This is a genomic window from Pseudoalteromonas sp. LC2018020214 (genome assembly GCF_016598755.1).
GTDB classification, from domain to species: domain Bacteria; phylum Pseudomonadota; class Gammaproteobacteria; order Enterobacterales; family Alteromonadaceae; genus Pseudoalteromonas; species Pseudoalteromonas distincta.
Map to the genome: position 1 here is coordinate 3443678 of NZ_CP066804.1, position 14948 is coordinate 3458625.

Genomic DNA, 14948 nt, shown 5'->3' on the forward strand with positions numbered 1-14948 from the left:
ACATTGAATACGTATGTAGGCAGTCGTATTAATCATCAACAGTCATTATCCTTAAATGTCACCACCGACTCATCTAAGGACACACCATGAGAATCCCTGCACTTGTGCTTTTAGCCTTTGCTAGTAATAGCTACGGACAAACCGTAGAGCTAAAATCGCCAGACACACAAATAACAGTAAGCATCTCTGACGAAAACAACACGCCAAGCTACGCAATAAAATTTAAAAACAAAGCGGTTATAAACAAATCTTTACTGGGGTTTGAATTTAAAACACAAGCAGCTTTTAGCGACGGCTTTAAAATTAAAAGCATTGAACAACAAAGCGTTAACTCGCAGTGGCAACAACCTTGGGGCGAACGCCAAAACGTTGTTGACGAATATAACGAAGTAGCCGTTACCTTTACAAAAAACGAGCCAAATAAAGGCACCTACACTATTCGATTTAAAGCATTTGATAGTGGTGTAGGTTTTAGATACGAAGTACCACAACAAACTGGCTTCGAACATACAGAAATAACCAAAGAGTTAACTGAATTTGCAATAAACAATAGCCATGATGCAACAGCATGGTGGATACCTGCTCGTGGCTGGAACCGCTACGAATATGTTTATAACACCACCGCGCTTAACGAAGCTCCACTAGCTCACACACCATTTACGTTTAAAACAAGTGACGGTACTCATATTAGTATTCATGAAGCCGCTCTTGTTGATTACGCAGGCATGGTACTTAATCAACGCCGCTCTGGTACGTTCACTGCCGATTTAACGCCGTGGTCAGATGGTGTTGCCGTTAAAAAACAAGGTGCTTTTAAAACGCCATGGCGCACCATTCAAATAGCCGACAGCGCTGTTGGCTTAGTTAATTCAGATATAATACTAAACCTAAACGAGCCTAATAAACTCGGTGACGTGTCGTGGGTTAAGCCTGGTAAATATGTCGGTATTTGGTGGGGTATGCATATAAATACACAAACTTGGGGTAGCGGTAAAAAACACGGCGCCACTACGCGAACCACAAAATACTATATGGATTTTGCAGCGCAGTATGGTTTTGATGGCGTACTCGTTGAAGGCTGGAATATTGGTTGGGATGGCGATTGGTATTTTAATGGCGATGTATTTAACTTTACCAAACCGTACGACGACTTTGATATAGCAGCGCTTGCTCAATACGGCAAAGAAAAAGGCGTACAGCTCATTGGCCACCATGAAACATCAGGCAATGTAAGCAACTACCGTGACCAAATGGAAGATGCTTTTGCCCTTTACGAAAAATCAAACGTAAGCCAAGTAAAAACAGGTTATGTAGCCGATGGCGGAAATATAAAACGTATAGACAAAAACGGTATTGCTCGCCATGAATGGCATGACGGCCAATTTATGGTTAACGAATACCTTCATAACGTAAAGCTTGCGGCTAAGCATAAAATTAGCATTAATACTCACGAGCCAATTAAAGATACAGGCCTGCGCCGTACTTACCCAAACTGGATCGCGCGCGAAGGTGCACGCGGGCAAGAATATAATGCATGGGGTTCGCCTCCTAACCCACCAGAACACGTACCAATGCTTGCCTTTACCCGCATGCTCTCTGGCCCTATGGACTTTACGCCAGGTATTTTTGATATGAGCTTTAATGGTTTAGGAGGCGATACAAACCGCCCACAAACTACACTTGCCAAACAACTTGCACTTTATGTTGTGTTGTATAGCCCAATTCAAATGGCTGCCGACTTACCTAAAAACTATTTGGCTAAGCCCGACGCATTTCAATTTATTCAAGACGTACCAACAGATTGGCAGCAAAGTATTGCCCTTGATGGCGAAGTAGGCGACTTTATTGTATTTGCCCGTAAAGAACGTAAAAGCACTAAATACTCAGGAAATGATTGGTACCTAGGTGCTGTTACTGACGAGAAAGCCAGAACTATTGAGGTGAAACTCGACTTTTTAGAGCAAGGCAAAAAGTTTGAAGCACAAATTTATAAAGATGGTAAAAACGCAGAGTGGAAAAACAATCCGTACGATCTAGCTATCGAAAAACGTATTGTAACTGCAAGCGATAAACTAACGCTTAAATTAGCCACTAGTGGCGGTACAGCTATTCGTTTTAAAGCACTTTAATACAATAAAACCCCTGCATTTATTGTGCAGGGGTTGATACCTTGATTGGCAAATATACTTGTGCACTTAAACCGCCTTCTGGGCGGTTTTCTAGTTTTACTTTACCGTCGTGCATATCAACAATGCGTTTAATAATGGCAAGGCCTAAGCCACTACCTTCACTGCCACGTGCAGCATCGCCTTGCTTAAAGGGCTCAAACACAGACTCTAATTCGTTTTCAGGGATCCCAGGACCACTATCGTTTACAACGATAACTACATATTTTTTGTTTGAATTAAAGTAACTAAGTACTTCAATATCGCCCTCAGAATAACGCAGCGCATTACCAATCATGTTGGTAATTACACGTTTAATAGCCACAGAGCTTAAGGGTATATTGCCTATATTTGGATTACTTTTAAACGTAATAGTACGTTGATGCTGAAGCTCAGAATTAACAACCTCGGCAACTAAAGCATTTATATCTTCGCAGCTTAGTTCTTCACGTTTATGGTGGCGTAAATACTCAATAAACTGATCGATAATCCCGTTCATATCTTCTATATCGTAAATAATACCTTCACGAAGATAGTCATCTTCATCAACCATCATTTCGGTGGCTAAACGGATACGCGTAAGCGGCGTACGTAAATCATGCGATACACCAGCCATTAGTAAACGGCGGTCGTTTTCAAGTGCGGCAATTCCGCGCGACATTTGATTAAACGCGCGCGTTACTTCTATTACTTCTGTTGAGCCTTCTTCTTCTAATTTGGTAGAAAAATCGCCTTTACCTACTTTCACTGCAGCTTGTTGCAGTGCTTTTAATGGCCTATTAAGGTGCCTTGCAAACAACCACCCACCCAGCACACTTAAAAAGCCAATACTTGATAAGTAAAAAGTTAAAAACTCTAAGTTATTCTCTTTAAAACCTTTAAGCGGTACTTTTACCCAATAACCTGGCGCTTGCGGTGCTTCCACCCAATAAATCAATGGATCAGTTTGGCTAATACGTACACGAGAATAACCACCAAGTTGCTCAGTCATGCTACGCGATAGCATAGAATATTCGCGGCTTTGCCCAAGTCCTTGACGCATTGCTTCGCGCTGAGTCATCACTTCAATGCCGGTAATTTCAAAAAACTTCGCAGATACTTCGTCGTTTATTTCAACGCCATCTTCCCAGTCAATAAATACCGTTTTAATTTGCTTAGCAAGCATCAAGTTAACTTGCTCAATAGTTGGCTTTACAACATAAAAACTAACCGTAACATAAGACACTATTTGATTTATTAGCAACAAAGCCGCCACTAAAAAAACAGTTTGCCCAAAAGCACTGCGCGGAAACATGCCCATAAATATTACTTTTCACCATCGGGAACAAACACATACCCCAAACCCCAAACGGTTTGAATATATCGCGGATTAGCAGCATCTACTTCAATCATGCGGCGAAGTCGCGACACTTGCACATCAATACTTCGCTCAAGCGCACTGTAATCACGCCCACGCGCTAAGTTCATTAGCTTATCGCGGCTAAGTGGCTCACGCGGATGCGAAACAAGCGCTTTAAGCACTGCAAACTCACCACTGGTAAGCGATATTGTTTTATCCCCTTCACTCATTTCGCGCGTTGCTAAATTAAGCGTAAATTTACCAAAAGCGATTAAGTTTTCTTCAGCAGCTGGAGCACCTGGCACTTCTTTTGCGCGGCGGCGTAAAATTGCTTTTATGCGAGCAAGTAGCTCACGTGGATTAAATGGTTTTGGAATGTAATCGTCAGCGCCAAGTTCAAGGCCAATAATACGGTCGACTTCGTCGCCCTTTGCTGTAAGCATAACAATAGGAATTTCATTTTCTTTTTGGCGTAGTCGGCGGCAAATAGATAAGCCATCCTCGCCTGGGAGCATTAAATCGAGAACCATTAAGTGAAAGTTTTCTCGCTCTAGGAGTCTATCCATTTGCTCCGAGTTTCCTGCGGTTCTAACAATAAAGCCTTGCTCTACTAAGTAACGTTCAAGCAAACTGCGTAAGCGCATATCGTCATCAACAACTAATACTTTTGTGGTCTCGTGTCCCATAATCTCTTTCTTATTTTTATATCCAATTACTAGTTAATATAAATGAAAAACTTAATAATCAAAAACTAATTACTTGCTTAGATTGTTACTGAACATTTCAAAGCTTCCTTACTCGTACTTTATTACATTTTACGCTCGACAAGTTTTGGCAAATTTAATAACGTGCACACCATTAGAGTTAATAAAGAATTGGCCATGAAAACAAATTTAGTTACCCGCGAAGGTTACTTGCAATTACAACAAGAACACGATCAACTATGGAACGTAAAACGTCCAGAAGTAACAAAAATAGTTAGCTGGGCAGCCAGCCTCGGAGATCGCTCTGAGAACGCAGACCGAGCTTTATAACCCCATAAAACATACTATGAATACAAAGTTCACATTAAAAACAACAACTTATAAATAGTACAAGTACTATTTTAATGTACTCTTCAACTTAGTAAAGATGGAACATTAAACTCAATTGTTGCACCTGATATCCAGGAGTCCAAAACCTCCTCATTTGTTAAATGAAACCAGTTAAAGCAATCTTCATTAAATTCCCTACAAAAAAAAGCCTCCATTTCTGATACTCTAATATTTTCAGGCAATCTACGAGTGTAAACAGCAGAGTAATTCTTTCTTTTTATTAAGTCTAAATACTCTTCTATTCTCTTTGTTAAAAGTTTATCAGATATGTAACTGGGGATATTTCTGTTATATAAATATGCACTTAAATTTCTTGCTTCTTTGTATACAACATAGCTAATAATCGGTAATGAATAATTTTTGGCAAGGTACTGTAAAAGATTCCCAAAACGGAGTGATTTTTGCACTGTAACTTTAAAGTCACAACAAGCGTCTTCTATAATCAACAGGATGTTGTATATCCTATTTTTTTCCAATAATTCTTGAATCTCCTCTACATCATTCTTACTAACTTTGCGAGCGCAAATATCATCATATAACCTCTTAGTTAATTCGCTAACTGAGCTATATTCCTCAGAGTAGCGTAAGTACAATCCAAAGGAGTTGATGAATGAAGTCGAATAAGTTGGCAATTCAGATAAAATATTATCTTTGCGAATAAATAGATGCAAACAAGCGCCTAGAAAAGATCTTATAGATTCACGACCTTGAGCTTGAGCCTCCCTAAAGTCATGCTCAGTGATGCGGACTAAAAAACCTTTGGAAATTAAGCTTTTCATCATTCTTTTTTCTGCTTCTTCGCAACCGAGAGTTTCTGAATGAGCATCGTAATGATGCTTAATCGGCGCCTTATTGCCATCATTAAACCGTGTAAGTAGAAGAAATAAATATAGTTTTTCGATATATGTTAAACAAGAAATTGCACTTTCAGACTTTAGCCTCTGCTCAATATACTCACCTAACTTTTCTATTGTTAATTTTCCATCTTTTAAATAGCACTCAACAAGGCAACTTTTACACACATATCGCTCAGACTCAAACTGCTCAATGCACTCTTTACGAGTAGAAAATAGTTTTTTTTTATTGCAGCTATCGCAGTTAAATGCTGAATGAACATTGGTACAGCTACTTTTACTTTTTATTATTGACAAAGGCTTATCTAGTTTGCTTTTAAATTCTTTAAATACATTTTGAGCATTATTTGCAAATTTAATATTCTCACCTTTCTCTAATTCCCAAAATTGATTTATTAGTTCAACTTCAGCTTCACTAACCGCTTGTTCATAACAAATATAAGCGTAATTTTTCATTTTTTTCCAGACAAAGAAAGCCTAAAGAATTGGCTTCAATTAGTTTATTAGTAATTTATTACTATTCTAAATGTAAAACACCTAAATTCAAACAAAGTTAACAATATACATTTTTACTTTCATTTTTATAAACTAAGACTGTAAGCGTCTAGCGAACCACACCTAGCATCGATGTTCTGATTATCTAAAAATACCTGCTCAATGATAAATTCGGAGCAGGTGATGAAAACTTACAGAACAAGCGCACAGTGGCAGCAGCTTTTGCTGAAACGCAGTACGTTTAGTGGTACTAATATTGAATTCTGCCAACACCATAATGTCGCTATTACGACTTATTATAAACAACGTGCTTTACTGGCAAAAGACCAGCCTAATTCCACCTTGCCAGTGCACACGCAGTGCCTTACATCATCACGTTTTGTCCAGGTAAAACAAACTACTGAAGTCTGCGCGCAAACTCGTCAAAATACGCTGCAGTTTGATACGCTAACCGGCCAACTCACGTTTCCTATCGATTTAGCGACGGCCGATATCGTTGCCATTATTAAAGGGCTAACGGTATGAGGATGTTCGTTGATGTACCCACCGTCTATTTATGTGCCGATGCCGTTGATTTTCGAAAATCAATTAATGGTCTGGCGGCGTTGGTGGAAGCAGAGCTTGAACTACCCGTGCTCAGTGGTGCGCTATTTGTGTTTTGTAATAAAGGCCGTGACAAACTCAAACTGCTTTACTGGGATAACACCGGTTTTGCACTGTGGTATAAGCGATTAGATAAGCATAAGTTCAAATGGCCCAAACTCATGTCACCCACCATGACCTTAAGCGAGCAGCAATTACACTGGTTATTATCGGGTTATGATGTGATTGGACACAGTAAAATTGATGTCGCAGGTAAGAAAATGCTTTAATATTTGCGATCGATTGATGATCATCAAAGTGAGTTCAGTTAGCACTGCAAAGCCTTTGATGATGCCTTAAAATAGGCGTCATGAAAAATGAACTCGCCCTTAAACAGCGCATTGCTGAACTTGAAAAACTGTTAGCGCAGAAGGATGCCCAGATTGCGGCATTGGAAGAGCGCTGGAGCTTGGCCCAACAAAAACAATTCGGCAAAAGTGCTGAAGGCTTTGCCGGGCAAGGCGAGTTATTCAATGAAGTGGAAGAAATTGTTGAGGAAGTTGAGGCAGAGCAACAATCCATTAGCTATACCCGTAAAAAGCCGGTGCGTAAGCCACTGCCAAAAGACTTACCTCGTGAGCAGGTTATTCACGACATCATCGACAAAACCTGTGATTGCTGTGGCGGTGAGCTACATAAAATGGGTGAAGATAAGTCAGAAAAGCTTGAGTTCATACCCGCTAAAATCAAAGTGATTGAGCATATTAGGCCTAAATACGCCTGCCGTCACTGTGATAAATCCTCAACTCAGACACAGATTAAACAAGCCTCAATGCCTGCCATGCCCATCAACAAAGGCATTGCAACCAGCAGTTTGCTCAGTCAGCTTATCACCAGTAAATACCAATACGGGTTACCGCTGTATCGCCAGGAAGCGATGTTTAAGCAATACGGTATTGAACTCAGTCGACAGACCATGAGCAGCTGGATAGACAAATCAGCCACACTCTTCGCGCCATTAGTTGAACGGCTTAAAGCCGAGCTGTTAAGGCAACCCACGCTATTTGCCGATGAAACGCCATTAAAGGTGGTGAAATCGGACAAAGTAAACAGTTACATGTGGGTGTATTGCTCGGGTCGAGATTCACCAGACCCGAATAATCCTATCCCTAATATCGTACTTTACGACTTCCACAATAGTCGCGCGGCCGCCTGCGTGGTCAATTATCTTGATGGATATCAAGGGTACTTGCACGTGGATGGCTATCAAGCCTATGCCAGAACAGAGGCAACCTTAATCGGCTGCTGGGCGCATGCTCGTCGTAAATTTATCGACGCGAAAAAGCTACAAGGTAAAAACAAAACCGGCAAAGCGGATGTGGTATTGAGCCTTATCCAAAAACTGTACGGCGTTGAGTCACGCATCAAAGATAAAAGTGTGGATGACAAATATACGGCAAGACAAGAGGTTAGCCTGCCTATTCTTAGCAAGCTAAAAATATGGCTTGAGCAGGATCAGCCAAATTTAGTGGGGAACAGCAAACTGATAGAGGCAGCTAATTACCTGGCAAATCAATGGCACAAGCTCATACGCTATGTTGATGATGGCCGACTTAGCATCGATAATAATAGAGCAGAACGCGCGGTAAAACCGTTTGTGATAGGCCGAAAGAATTGGTTATTTAGCCAAACGGCTAACGGTGCCCATGCTAGTGCCACCCTTTACAGCATTGTGGAAACCGCCAAGATAAATGGTCTAATCCCATTTAATTACATCTGTGCTTGCCTTGATGAACTGTGCCAGCCTGAGCCCGATATCGACAGCTTGTTACCCTGGAATTTTAAAACATAGGTGTAGTTCGCTAGACGCTCACAATTAAGCGGAGAGCTGTATGCGCTGAAAGGTGCACGTACGGTTCGGAGAGGAGAGGCAGAAAAATAGTTCGACTACGTTCTGCCTCTTACTCTACTAAGAACCTATGAAGGTTTTTTATATGTGGCAACAGTAATGGATTTATTCTCTCGGTGTATTGTGGGTTGGTCGATGGATAAAAATATGGATAAGCACCTTGTTATAAAGGCACTGTTGATGGCTGTATATCAACGTCAACCGAAGGCAGACGTAATGGTGCATAGTGATCAAGGTAGTCAATACGGTAGCGCTGATTATCTCGCATTTATGAAAGAACATAATCTTGTGCCTTCAATGAGCCGCGCTGGGAACTGTCATGATAATGCGGTTGCTGAAAGCTTTTTTGCGACGATTAAAAAGCGAATAGTTAAGCGTAAGATATATTCGACACGGGAAGATGCGAAAGCTGAGATATTCAATTTTATAGAAATGTTTTACAATCCAAGAAAGCGGCATTCACACACAGGCGGTGTTTCACCTGCTAAGTTTGAGGAAGCGTACTATTCTGAGTTAAAAACTGTCTAGTGAAAGCTGGGAAGTCCAATAAGTGATCATTAACATCATAACCCTCGCGTTCTAGAAGGTCTTTTGACTTTAAGCCAAATGGGCAAATATGCTCATCTGTTGCCATTCTATAAAGCTCTGCTGATTTACTCATGTTTAGCTCCCTTTTACGTATTCTTATAAAATTTTACTTAGTATTAAAATCCGGTACAGCTCTAGATTGTGCTTGTTCCTGAGTTTCTGCTAGGCCATTTTTTTCTATATCGTTCAGTAACCACTGCATCTCTTTAATCTCACGACGCTGTGCTTCAATAATATTTGTTGCAAGCTCTTGGACGCGCTTGTCTTTGATATTAGCTCTATCACTAGTCAGTATAGCGATTGAATGATGCGTTATCATGGCTGACATCTAAGACTGATCGTTGACCGTTATTTGCGAACGTACTAAAAATAATGCGCCTACAAAGCTAATAATGCTGATCCCTAAAACTACGCTGTTTTTCTTTTTATCCTTATACATATTTAGCATAAACAACAGCATAACTACCGCCATTGCAGCCCCCATATAAATAGCCATATAGGTACGCGTTTCACTAAAAAACACATGGCTTAGCTGATAACTATTCAAATACATTAGTACAAACATGACTAATGTTGATGTGGCTATCATTAAGAAAAATTTTAAATACTGTGACATTACAATGGCTCCTTTTCAGTTGTTCAACTTGTATTTTATTTATACTAAGGGGTATTACTTACAATTTATAAGGCGTAAGCCCACTATATATTTAATCATCGCATTAATACTTACGGCTAATTCAATAACTATGCCATAAGAGTTAAAACTGCACTGCGTATTTGCTGATATGCTTATAAGTATGTTGCTGTGAATCTTGAGTAAGTACTTCAATATTATATTTATGAAAACGATTGCCCATCTCCATACCTGGCGTGCCAACAGGCATTGCCGGAACTGTCAGCCCGATCGTTTTCTGAGGGTGTTGTTCAGCTAAAAACTGCTTTATATATTTAGCTGGCACGTGCCCTTCAAAAACATACCCATCGGCTGAAACAGCGCTATGGCATGAGCGCATATTTGGCTTTATTTGATATTGAGCTTTAATTAGCCCCATATCAGCAACATCTATTGCTTTTGTTTTAATGCCACTTTCATTAATATGCTCAATCCATTTTTTACAGCACCCACAGTTTTTACTTTTATAAACTGTCAACTCAATCTCTGTTTTATCTTTTTCTATGGCCTCTTGGACTGGCAATACACTGTGTGGGTTTTCCATACTTTTTACTGATATAGACACCGCCAACATCACTGAAAGTGCAGTTGTTATGTACGTTAATCGCATGTTACTTCCTTAATTTGACCAATGAATATGTGTGATTTTCCAGCCATTGCGGGTCTTTTTTAGAGTCATTGACTCCATACCCGTTGTGTTAATGGCTTTACCTTTGTAGCTGCCCATCGTTTCACTTCGCGAAATGGAGTAAGCGATATCACCACTTATATAAACCTGATGTTCTAATAGTTTGCTATTAACCGAACTGAGGTATTTCATATCCGCTAGCATGTGGTGATTTGCATATTCATCGGCAGAACGCTCAACGCCTCCGCCTTCAAAAATAATGACGTTATCAGCTAATAATGAGCGAGCTTTTTTTTGATCACTTTGATTTAATGCTTGGTGAAAGGCACTTACTGCTTGCGCAGCTGGGGTATCGGTACCAACAAATAACACACGCTCATTTGCATGTTCCTCATTCTTGTGTGCGCTTACAGCTAGTGAGTTCAATGCGCCAAAAAGTAATAGCGATGTTATGATTATTTTTGCAGAGTTATTAAACATGTTGCTCTCTTTTTATTAAATTAATTTGGGGGACCAACAAGTGTGGTGAACACGCTTGTTGTAATAAGTACAAAAGCAGCTATCAGCATTTCTACACTGATGGAACGTTTTAGTGTACCTACATGCTGTTTTTGGGTGATTCTCGGAACTAAAATTAGTTTGTGCCAAGCCCCCATCATAAGCATCGCGCTCACTAGTAGCAGTTTTAGCAAAATTAATTGCCCATAACTTGACGTGAACAGCGCTGATAACGAATGCAGGTAATTAAGCAAAAGCGCTAAACCTGAAATAAGCAGCACAAATACAACGATGATGGCTAAGTGCCCAAACAGGTGCATTACCTTCTTAACTTCATGAACAGATAATATGGTACAGCTTTTATATAGTGGCCACAGTGACCCCACCCAACTTGCTATTGCAATAAGGTGAAAGGTTAAAATACTTTTCACTAACCCATTTTCATTTGCACTGTGCCCAGTAAAAGTGAAGCTATAAGCGATAAACCCAAGCATGATTAGTATAACGGCACCGTTTTTATAACCTGCTACGTTATCATCTGATTTCACATTCCACATACATGCGCTAATTAGAGCAATAATAAGCGCTGGTATTCTAAACGTTGCTTGGTCACCTATGACTGATTGCCAAACAATTTCAAGCATAAAGGGGTCAAACATTCCCATAAAGCCTGATTCAGCCATTGCTCCAGCTTCTATTGGTACTTGTAAAAGTGCAGCAATACTACCTGTAACCACACACGTAATTTGCCAACGTTTTAAGAACTGATAAAAACTAATTAAGTGATGCCCTGCAACATTGCTGTTGCCACACATAAAGCGCATTAATAAAGTGCCCGCAAGCCCTGCAATTGCGATATAGCTTGCTAGTTTTAATAAGAGTAAGAGTACTGACCATTCACTTAATTGCATTATGTTGCTACTTAATGATTATGTTTGCTGTGGGTATTAGATTGCTCTTGCATCATCTTATGCGATTCACTTTTGTGTACCATAAATCTAAACGTGTCGGTCATTTTATGTCCATCACCACCCAGTGCTGTCCATTTAACCGTGTAAGTCCCTTGGGCTAAGCTCGGTAATGACCAACTAAAGTCTATGCTTGGGGTGGAGCTTGGTTTGAAATCAAAGTTTATTGAGTTATTTTTTTCATCTTTGATGATGACTTTTGCTAGCCTTACTTCACCACCAAAAGTTAACGAAAGTTGCTCTGGGCTTTTCATTAACATGGCTTCTTGCGCAGGTGTTGATTGCTTGAGTGATATATGCGCTGATGCGGAAAATGTAAGTACTAAACCTAAAATAGCTACTGCAGAATTAAAAAACTTCATAATTACCTCTTATTTAAAATGATTAAAACCAAAATTTAATACCCGCAACAAATGCGGTGTTGTTGCTACTTTGTCCACTTGATGTGGCATAGTCGGCGGTATTGCCAAATTTATTGCTCCATTCAACGCCAATATAGGGCGCAAACTGGCGTGTAAATTCATAACGAACCCTAAAGCCAATCGCGCTGCTTGATAGGCCACTTCCAAGTTCGTTTTGTTTATCGTTTTTGCCATAAAGTGTAATTTCGGCTCGCGGTTGTATAATTAGCTTTTGCGTGAGTAATAGTTCGTACTCTGCCTCTAACGTAAATGCGGTATTGCCTCGCTCACCTACGTATGCTGTCATATCAAGTTCAAACCAATAAGGGGCTAAACCTTGTAAGCCAAAAGCCAACCATTGCCGATTTTCACCTTCTTTATTGTAATCAAGACGAACACCTGCTTGAGTATCCCAATATGCTGATACGGCGTGACCCCATAAAATATCGGTTTGGTTTTCTTCAATACTTCCTTCGCTGAAATCACCCTCGGTTTTAATTACCAATCGATCAAAGGTAGTGCCGTACCATGCTTGTAAGTCAAATACACCTGCGTTTGCTTGCTCGTTATATTCAAGACGATCGCCTAGTAATGCGTAAAATGGATGCTCATCAGCGAGTGTTAATCGCTCATTGCCCTCAAGCGCATATGGGCCTTCTGTTAAAGTTGTTCCCGCAGAGTAAGCATGGGGGTCTCTTGCATCTTTAGGTGCACTTCCTCCTTGTGGTTGCATCTTAGCGCTATTCATTTGTGCCATTTCACTTTGCGCTAATAAAGGGAAACTAATTAATGAAGCCCCTGTTAACATTAATAAACCTAATGATTTAGATAGTTTTAATTGTTTCATGATACGACTACCTCTCTAAACATACCGGCATCCATATGGAATAATAAATGGCAATGCCAAGCCCAGCGACCTACATCGTGAGGGGTGGTTAAAAAGCTGATTCTTTGTGCGGGTTGAACAGGTATCGTATGACGTCGCACTTGCACATCACCTTGCTCGTTTTCTAAATCACTCCACATACCATGCAAATGCATAGGGTGCGTCATCATGGTATCGTTTTGTAAAATAACTCTTAAACGTTGGTTATGCTTCATATGCACTGGCGTGCTTTTACCAAATTCTAAGCCATCAAATGACCAGCTATAACGCTCCATGTTTCCGGTTAAATGCAGCTCAATTTCAGCTTCTGGCTCTTGCTGGTTAGTGATCCCTTCAAGTGAGTGTAAATCTGCAAGTGTTAAAACACGACGACCATTTTTACGTAAACCAATACCAGGATCATCAAGATTTGTTCTCGGCATATCAACGCGCATATCAACTGAAGCTCCATACTCCGTTTTTGCATGACGCACTTTAGAGCTGGCAACCGCTAATGGGTTTTCAGACATACCATGTTTGCTATGATCCATCGCCATTGCACCGTGCCCCATAGCGCTATGATCCATTTCTTTAGAGTTCATATCTGACATGCCTGCCATACCAGCCATTGCAGAATGCTCACCGCCGTGGGTCATATTGCCCATCATATCGGTCATCGTTAACCATTCAACAGGGTCAAGTGCAGGTACTGGCGCATCAATATTAGGCGAGCTTGATAAAGTTCCTTTTGCGTAACCAGAGCGATCCATACTTTGAGCAAAAATCGTATAGGCATCATTTTTAGGCTCAACAATTACGTCGTAGGTTTCACCAGGGCCGAATCTAAATTCATCAACTGTCACTGGTTCAACGTTTTGCCCATCTGCTTGTACAACCGTTAGTTTTAACTCGGGGATACGCACGTCAAAAAAGCTATTACTAGAGCCATTAATAAACCTTAACCTAAGCTTTTCACCGACTTTAAATAATCCACGCCAGTTTGCCATTGGAGTACTACCGTTCATTAAAAAAGTCATTGCTGATGCAGATAAATCAGCTAAATCTGTAGGATTCATTCGCATCTGATTCCACATTTTTCGGCGCTGTAGAGCATTTGAAATACTGCTGCTTGAAACGTCATCGAAAAACTCTGGGACAGTGGGTTGATTGAAGTTAAATACATCACTCTGTACTTTTAATTTACGGAACAGCGCCATTGGGTCATCATCAGTCCAATCAGATAATTGAATAACATGCTCGTTATTTGCACTAATAATATCGTTTTCTCGCGGTTCAATAATTAATGCACCGTACATGCCTGTCATTTCTTGAAAGCCGCTATGTGAGTGATACCAATATGTACCGCTTTGTTGCAGTTTAAATTTATAAACAAAGGTTTCGCCCGGCATAATGCCTTTAAAGCTGATACCTGGTACGCCATCCATTTGATACGGTAAAATAATGCCATGCCAATGAATTGAACTCGGTACTGATAACTTATTTGTTACTCTAATAGTAACGTCATCGCCTTCTTTGAGGCGCAAGGTAGGAGCGGGTATAGATCCATTGATAGTTGTCGCCATACGTACTACGCCAGTAAAGTTAACCGGCGATTCATCTATAACCAGATCAATTACTTCGCCGCTAAGTTCGGGTACAGTGCCTGTTATTGTTCCTGCTACTAAAGATGATGCAGCATGTAATACACTCGGAAAAGCAGCAAGTACACCTCCTGCAATTAAGCCTTGAACAAATCGTCTTCGTGGTGTGCTAACCTGTTGTGATGACTTTTTAAACCCCATTTCCTTACTCCTTCATAGCAGAATATGTATTGAGTATAGAAAATAGACCTGTCTTCAACATGACGCGAACATTACAAAGTTGTAATC

At 40.3% G+C, this 14948-nt stretch carries 14 protein-coding genes and 3 pseudogenes; 6 read left to right on the forward strand and 11 right to left on the reverse strand.

Going from position 1 to position 14948, the window contains the following annotated elements; all coding sequences use genetic code 11:
• Positions 1–86 precede the first annotated feature (86 nt).
• A complete protein-coding gene (locus tag JG479_RS15405) occupies positions 87–2129 on the forward strand; it encodes a glycoside hydrolase family 97 protein (RefSeq protein ID WP_200219616.1) in 2043 nt (680 codons plus the stop codon).
• A gap of 19 nt (positions 2130–2148) precedes the next feature.
• On the opposite strand, the gene envZ is transcribed toward JG479_RS15405, so the two are convergent.
• A complete protein-coding gene (envZ, locus tag JG479_RS15410) occupies positions 2149–3465 on the reverse strand; it encodes a two-component system sensor histidine kinase EnvZ (protein WP_200219617.1) in 1317 nt (438 codons plus the stop codon).
• A 5-nt stretch (positions 3466–3470) separates the two neighbouring features.
• A complete protein-coding gene (gene ompR / locus JG479_RS15415) occupies positions 3471–4190 on the reverse strand; it encodes an osmolarity response regulator transcription factor OmpR (protein ID WP_002959552.1) in 720 nt (239 codons plus the stop codon).
• Positions 4191–4385: 195 nt separating this feature from the next.
• Between ompR and JG479_RS15420 the strand changes: the two are divergent.
• A pseudogene (locus JG479_RS15420) lies at positions 4386–4526 on the forward strand (transcription elongation factor GreB); the annotation flags it as partial.
• A gap of 95 nt (positions 4527–4621) precedes the next feature.
• Here the strand turns inward: JG479_RS15420 and JG479_RS15425 are convergent.
• Entirely contained in the window at positions 4622–5908 is a 1287-nt protein-coding gene (locus tag JG479_RS15425; RefSeq protein ID WP_039490525.1) for a hypothetical protein, read from the reverse strand.
• A gap of 222 nt (positions 5909–6130) precedes the next feature.
• On the opposite strand from JG479_RS15425, the gene JG479_RS15430 reads away from it, so the two are divergent.
• The 4 genes from JG479_RS15430 to JG479_RS15445 all read left to right on the forward strand — a co-directional run bounded on the left by JG479_RS15430 (position 6131) and on the right by JG479_RS15445 (position 8966).
• The gene (locus JG479_RS15430) at positions 6131–6472 is read left to right on the forward strand and encodes a hypothetical protein (protein WP_008467385.1); all 342 of its coding nucleotides are present in this window, start codon (positions 6131–6133) and stop codon (positions 6470–6472) included.
• Positions 6469–6819 (forward strand): IS66 family insertion sequence element accessory protein TnpB, encoded by a 351-nt coding sequence (gene tnpB, locus JG479_RS15435; RefSeq protein ID WP_024604009.1) that lies wholly within the window; start codon positions 6469–6471, stop codon positions 6817–6819. Before JG479_RS15430 ends, tnpB begins: the two co-directional genes overlap by 4 nt.
• A gap of 80 nt (positions 6820–6899) precedes the next feature.
• A complete protein-coding gene (gene tnpC / locus JG479_RS15440; protein ID WP_002963282.1) occupies positions 6900–8381 on the forward strand; it encodes an IS66 family transposase in 1482 nt (493 codons plus the stop codon).
• Between the two features lie 102 nt (positions 8382–8483).
• Positions 8484–8966 (forward strand): IS3 family transposase, encoded by a 483-nt coding sequence (locus tag JG479_RS15445; protein ID WP_100218360.1) that lies wholly within the window; start codon positions 8484–8486, stop codon positions 8964–8966.
• Here the strand turns inward: JG479_RS15445 and JG479_RS20145 are convergent.
• The 8 genes and pseudogenes from JG479_RS20145 to JG479_RS15480 form a co-directional block, all read right to left on the reverse strand.
• A pseudogene (locus JG479_RS20145) lies at positions 8926–9099 on the reverse strand (glutaredoxin family protein); the annotation flags it as partial. The gene JG479_RS15445 and the pseudogene JG479_RS20145 overlap by 41 nt on opposite strands.
• Positions 9100–9132: 33 nt before the next feature.
• Positions 9133–9642, reverse strand: a pseudogene (locus JG479_RS15450) (DUF305 domain-containing protein).
• Positions 9643–9784: 142 nt separating this feature from the next.
• A complete protein-coding gene (locus tag JG479_RS15455; RefSeq protein ID WP_016900197.1) occupies positions 9785–10309 on the reverse strand; it encodes a DUF411 domain-containing protein in 525 nt (174 codons plus the stop codon).
• A gap of 9 nt (positions 10310–10318) precedes the next feature.
• The gene (locus JG479_RS15460) at positions 10319–10807 is read right to left on the reverse strand and encodes a YybH family protein (protein WP_002963268.1); all 489 of its coding nucleotides are present in this window, start codon (positions 10805–10807) and stop codon (positions 10319–10321) included.
• A 20-nt stretch (positions 10808–10827) separates the two neighbouring features.
• Entirely contained in the window at positions 10828–11736 is a 909-nt protein-coding gene (locus JG479_RS15465; protein ID WP_200219618.1) for a copper resistance D family protein, read from the reverse strand.
• 11 nt (positions 11737–11747) lie between these two features.
• The gene (locus tag JG479_RS15470; RefSeq protein WP_200219619.1) at positions 11748–12155 is read right to left on the reverse strand and encodes a copper resistance CopC family protein; all 408 of its coding nucleotides are present in this window, start codon (positions 12153–12155) and stop codon (positions 11748–11750) included.
• 22 nt (positions 12156–12177) lie between these two features.
• Positions 12178–13041, reverse strand: coding sequence for a copper resistance protein B (locus JG479_RS15475; protein WP_010554095.1), 864 nt, complete (start codon positions 13039–13041; stop codon positions 12178–12180).
• Entirely contained in the window at positions 13038–14861 is a 1824-nt protein-coding gene (locus JG479_RS15480) for a copper resistance system multicopper oxidase (RefSeq protein WP_002963238.1), read from the reverse strand. The genes JG479_RS15475 and JG479_RS15480 overlap by 4 nt, the downstream gene beginning before the upstream one ends.
• Positions 14862–14948 lie beyond the last annotated feature (87 nt).

Bases quoted from the DNA above. Each gene is read 5' to 3' on its own strand.
- JG479_RS15405 (WP_200219616.1), top strand. From the start codon at position 87: ATGAGAATCCCTGCACTTGTGCTTTTAGCCTTTGCTAGTAATAGCTAC.
- envZ (WP_200219617.1), bottom strand. From the start codon at position 3,465: ATGGGCATGTTTCCGCGCAGTGCTTTTGGGCAAACTGTTTTTTTAGTG.
- ompR (WP_002959552.1), bottom strand. From the start codon at position 4,190: ATGGGACACGAGACCACAAAAGTATTAGTTGTTGATGACGATATGCGC.
- JG479_RS15425 (WP_039490525.1), bottom strand. From the start codon at position 5,908: ATGAAAAATTACGCTTATATTTGTTATGAACAAGCGGTTAGTGAAGCT.
- JG479_RS15430 (WP_008467385.1), top strand. From the start codon at position 6,131: ATGAAAACTTACAGAACAAGCGCACAGTGGCAGCAGCTTTTGCTGAAA.
- tnpB (WP_024604009.1), top strand. From the start codon at position 6,469: ATGAGGATGTTCGTTGATGTACCCACCGTCTATTTATGTGCCGATGCC.
- tnpC (WP_002963282.1), top strand. From the start codon at position 6,900: ATGAAAAATGAACTCGCCCTTAAACAGCGCATTGCTGAACTTGAAAAA.
- JG479_RS15455 (WP_016900197.1), bottom strand. From the start codon at position 10,309: ATGCGATTAACGTACATAACAACTGCACTTTCAGTGATGTTGGCGGTG.
- JG479_RS15460 (WP_002963268.1), bottom strand. From the start codon at position 10,807: ATGTTTAATAACTCTGCAAAAATAATCATAACATCGCTATTACTTTTT.
- JG479_RS15465 (WP_200219618.1), bottom strand. From the start codon at position 11,736: ATGCAATTAAGTGAATGGTCAGTACTCTTACTCTTATTAAAACTAGCA.
- JG479_RS15470 (WP_200219619.1), bottom strand. From the start codon at position 12,155: ATGAAGTTTTTTAATTCTGCAGTAGCTATTTTAGGTTTAGTACTTACA.
- JG479_RS15475 (WP_010554095.1), bottom strand. From the start codon at position 13,041: ATGAAACAATTAAAACTATCTAAATCATTAGGTTTATTAATGTTAACA.
- JG479_RS15480 (WP_002963238.1), bottom strand. From the start codon at position 14,861: ATGGGGTTTAAAAAGTCATCACAACAGGTTAGCACACCACGAAGACGA.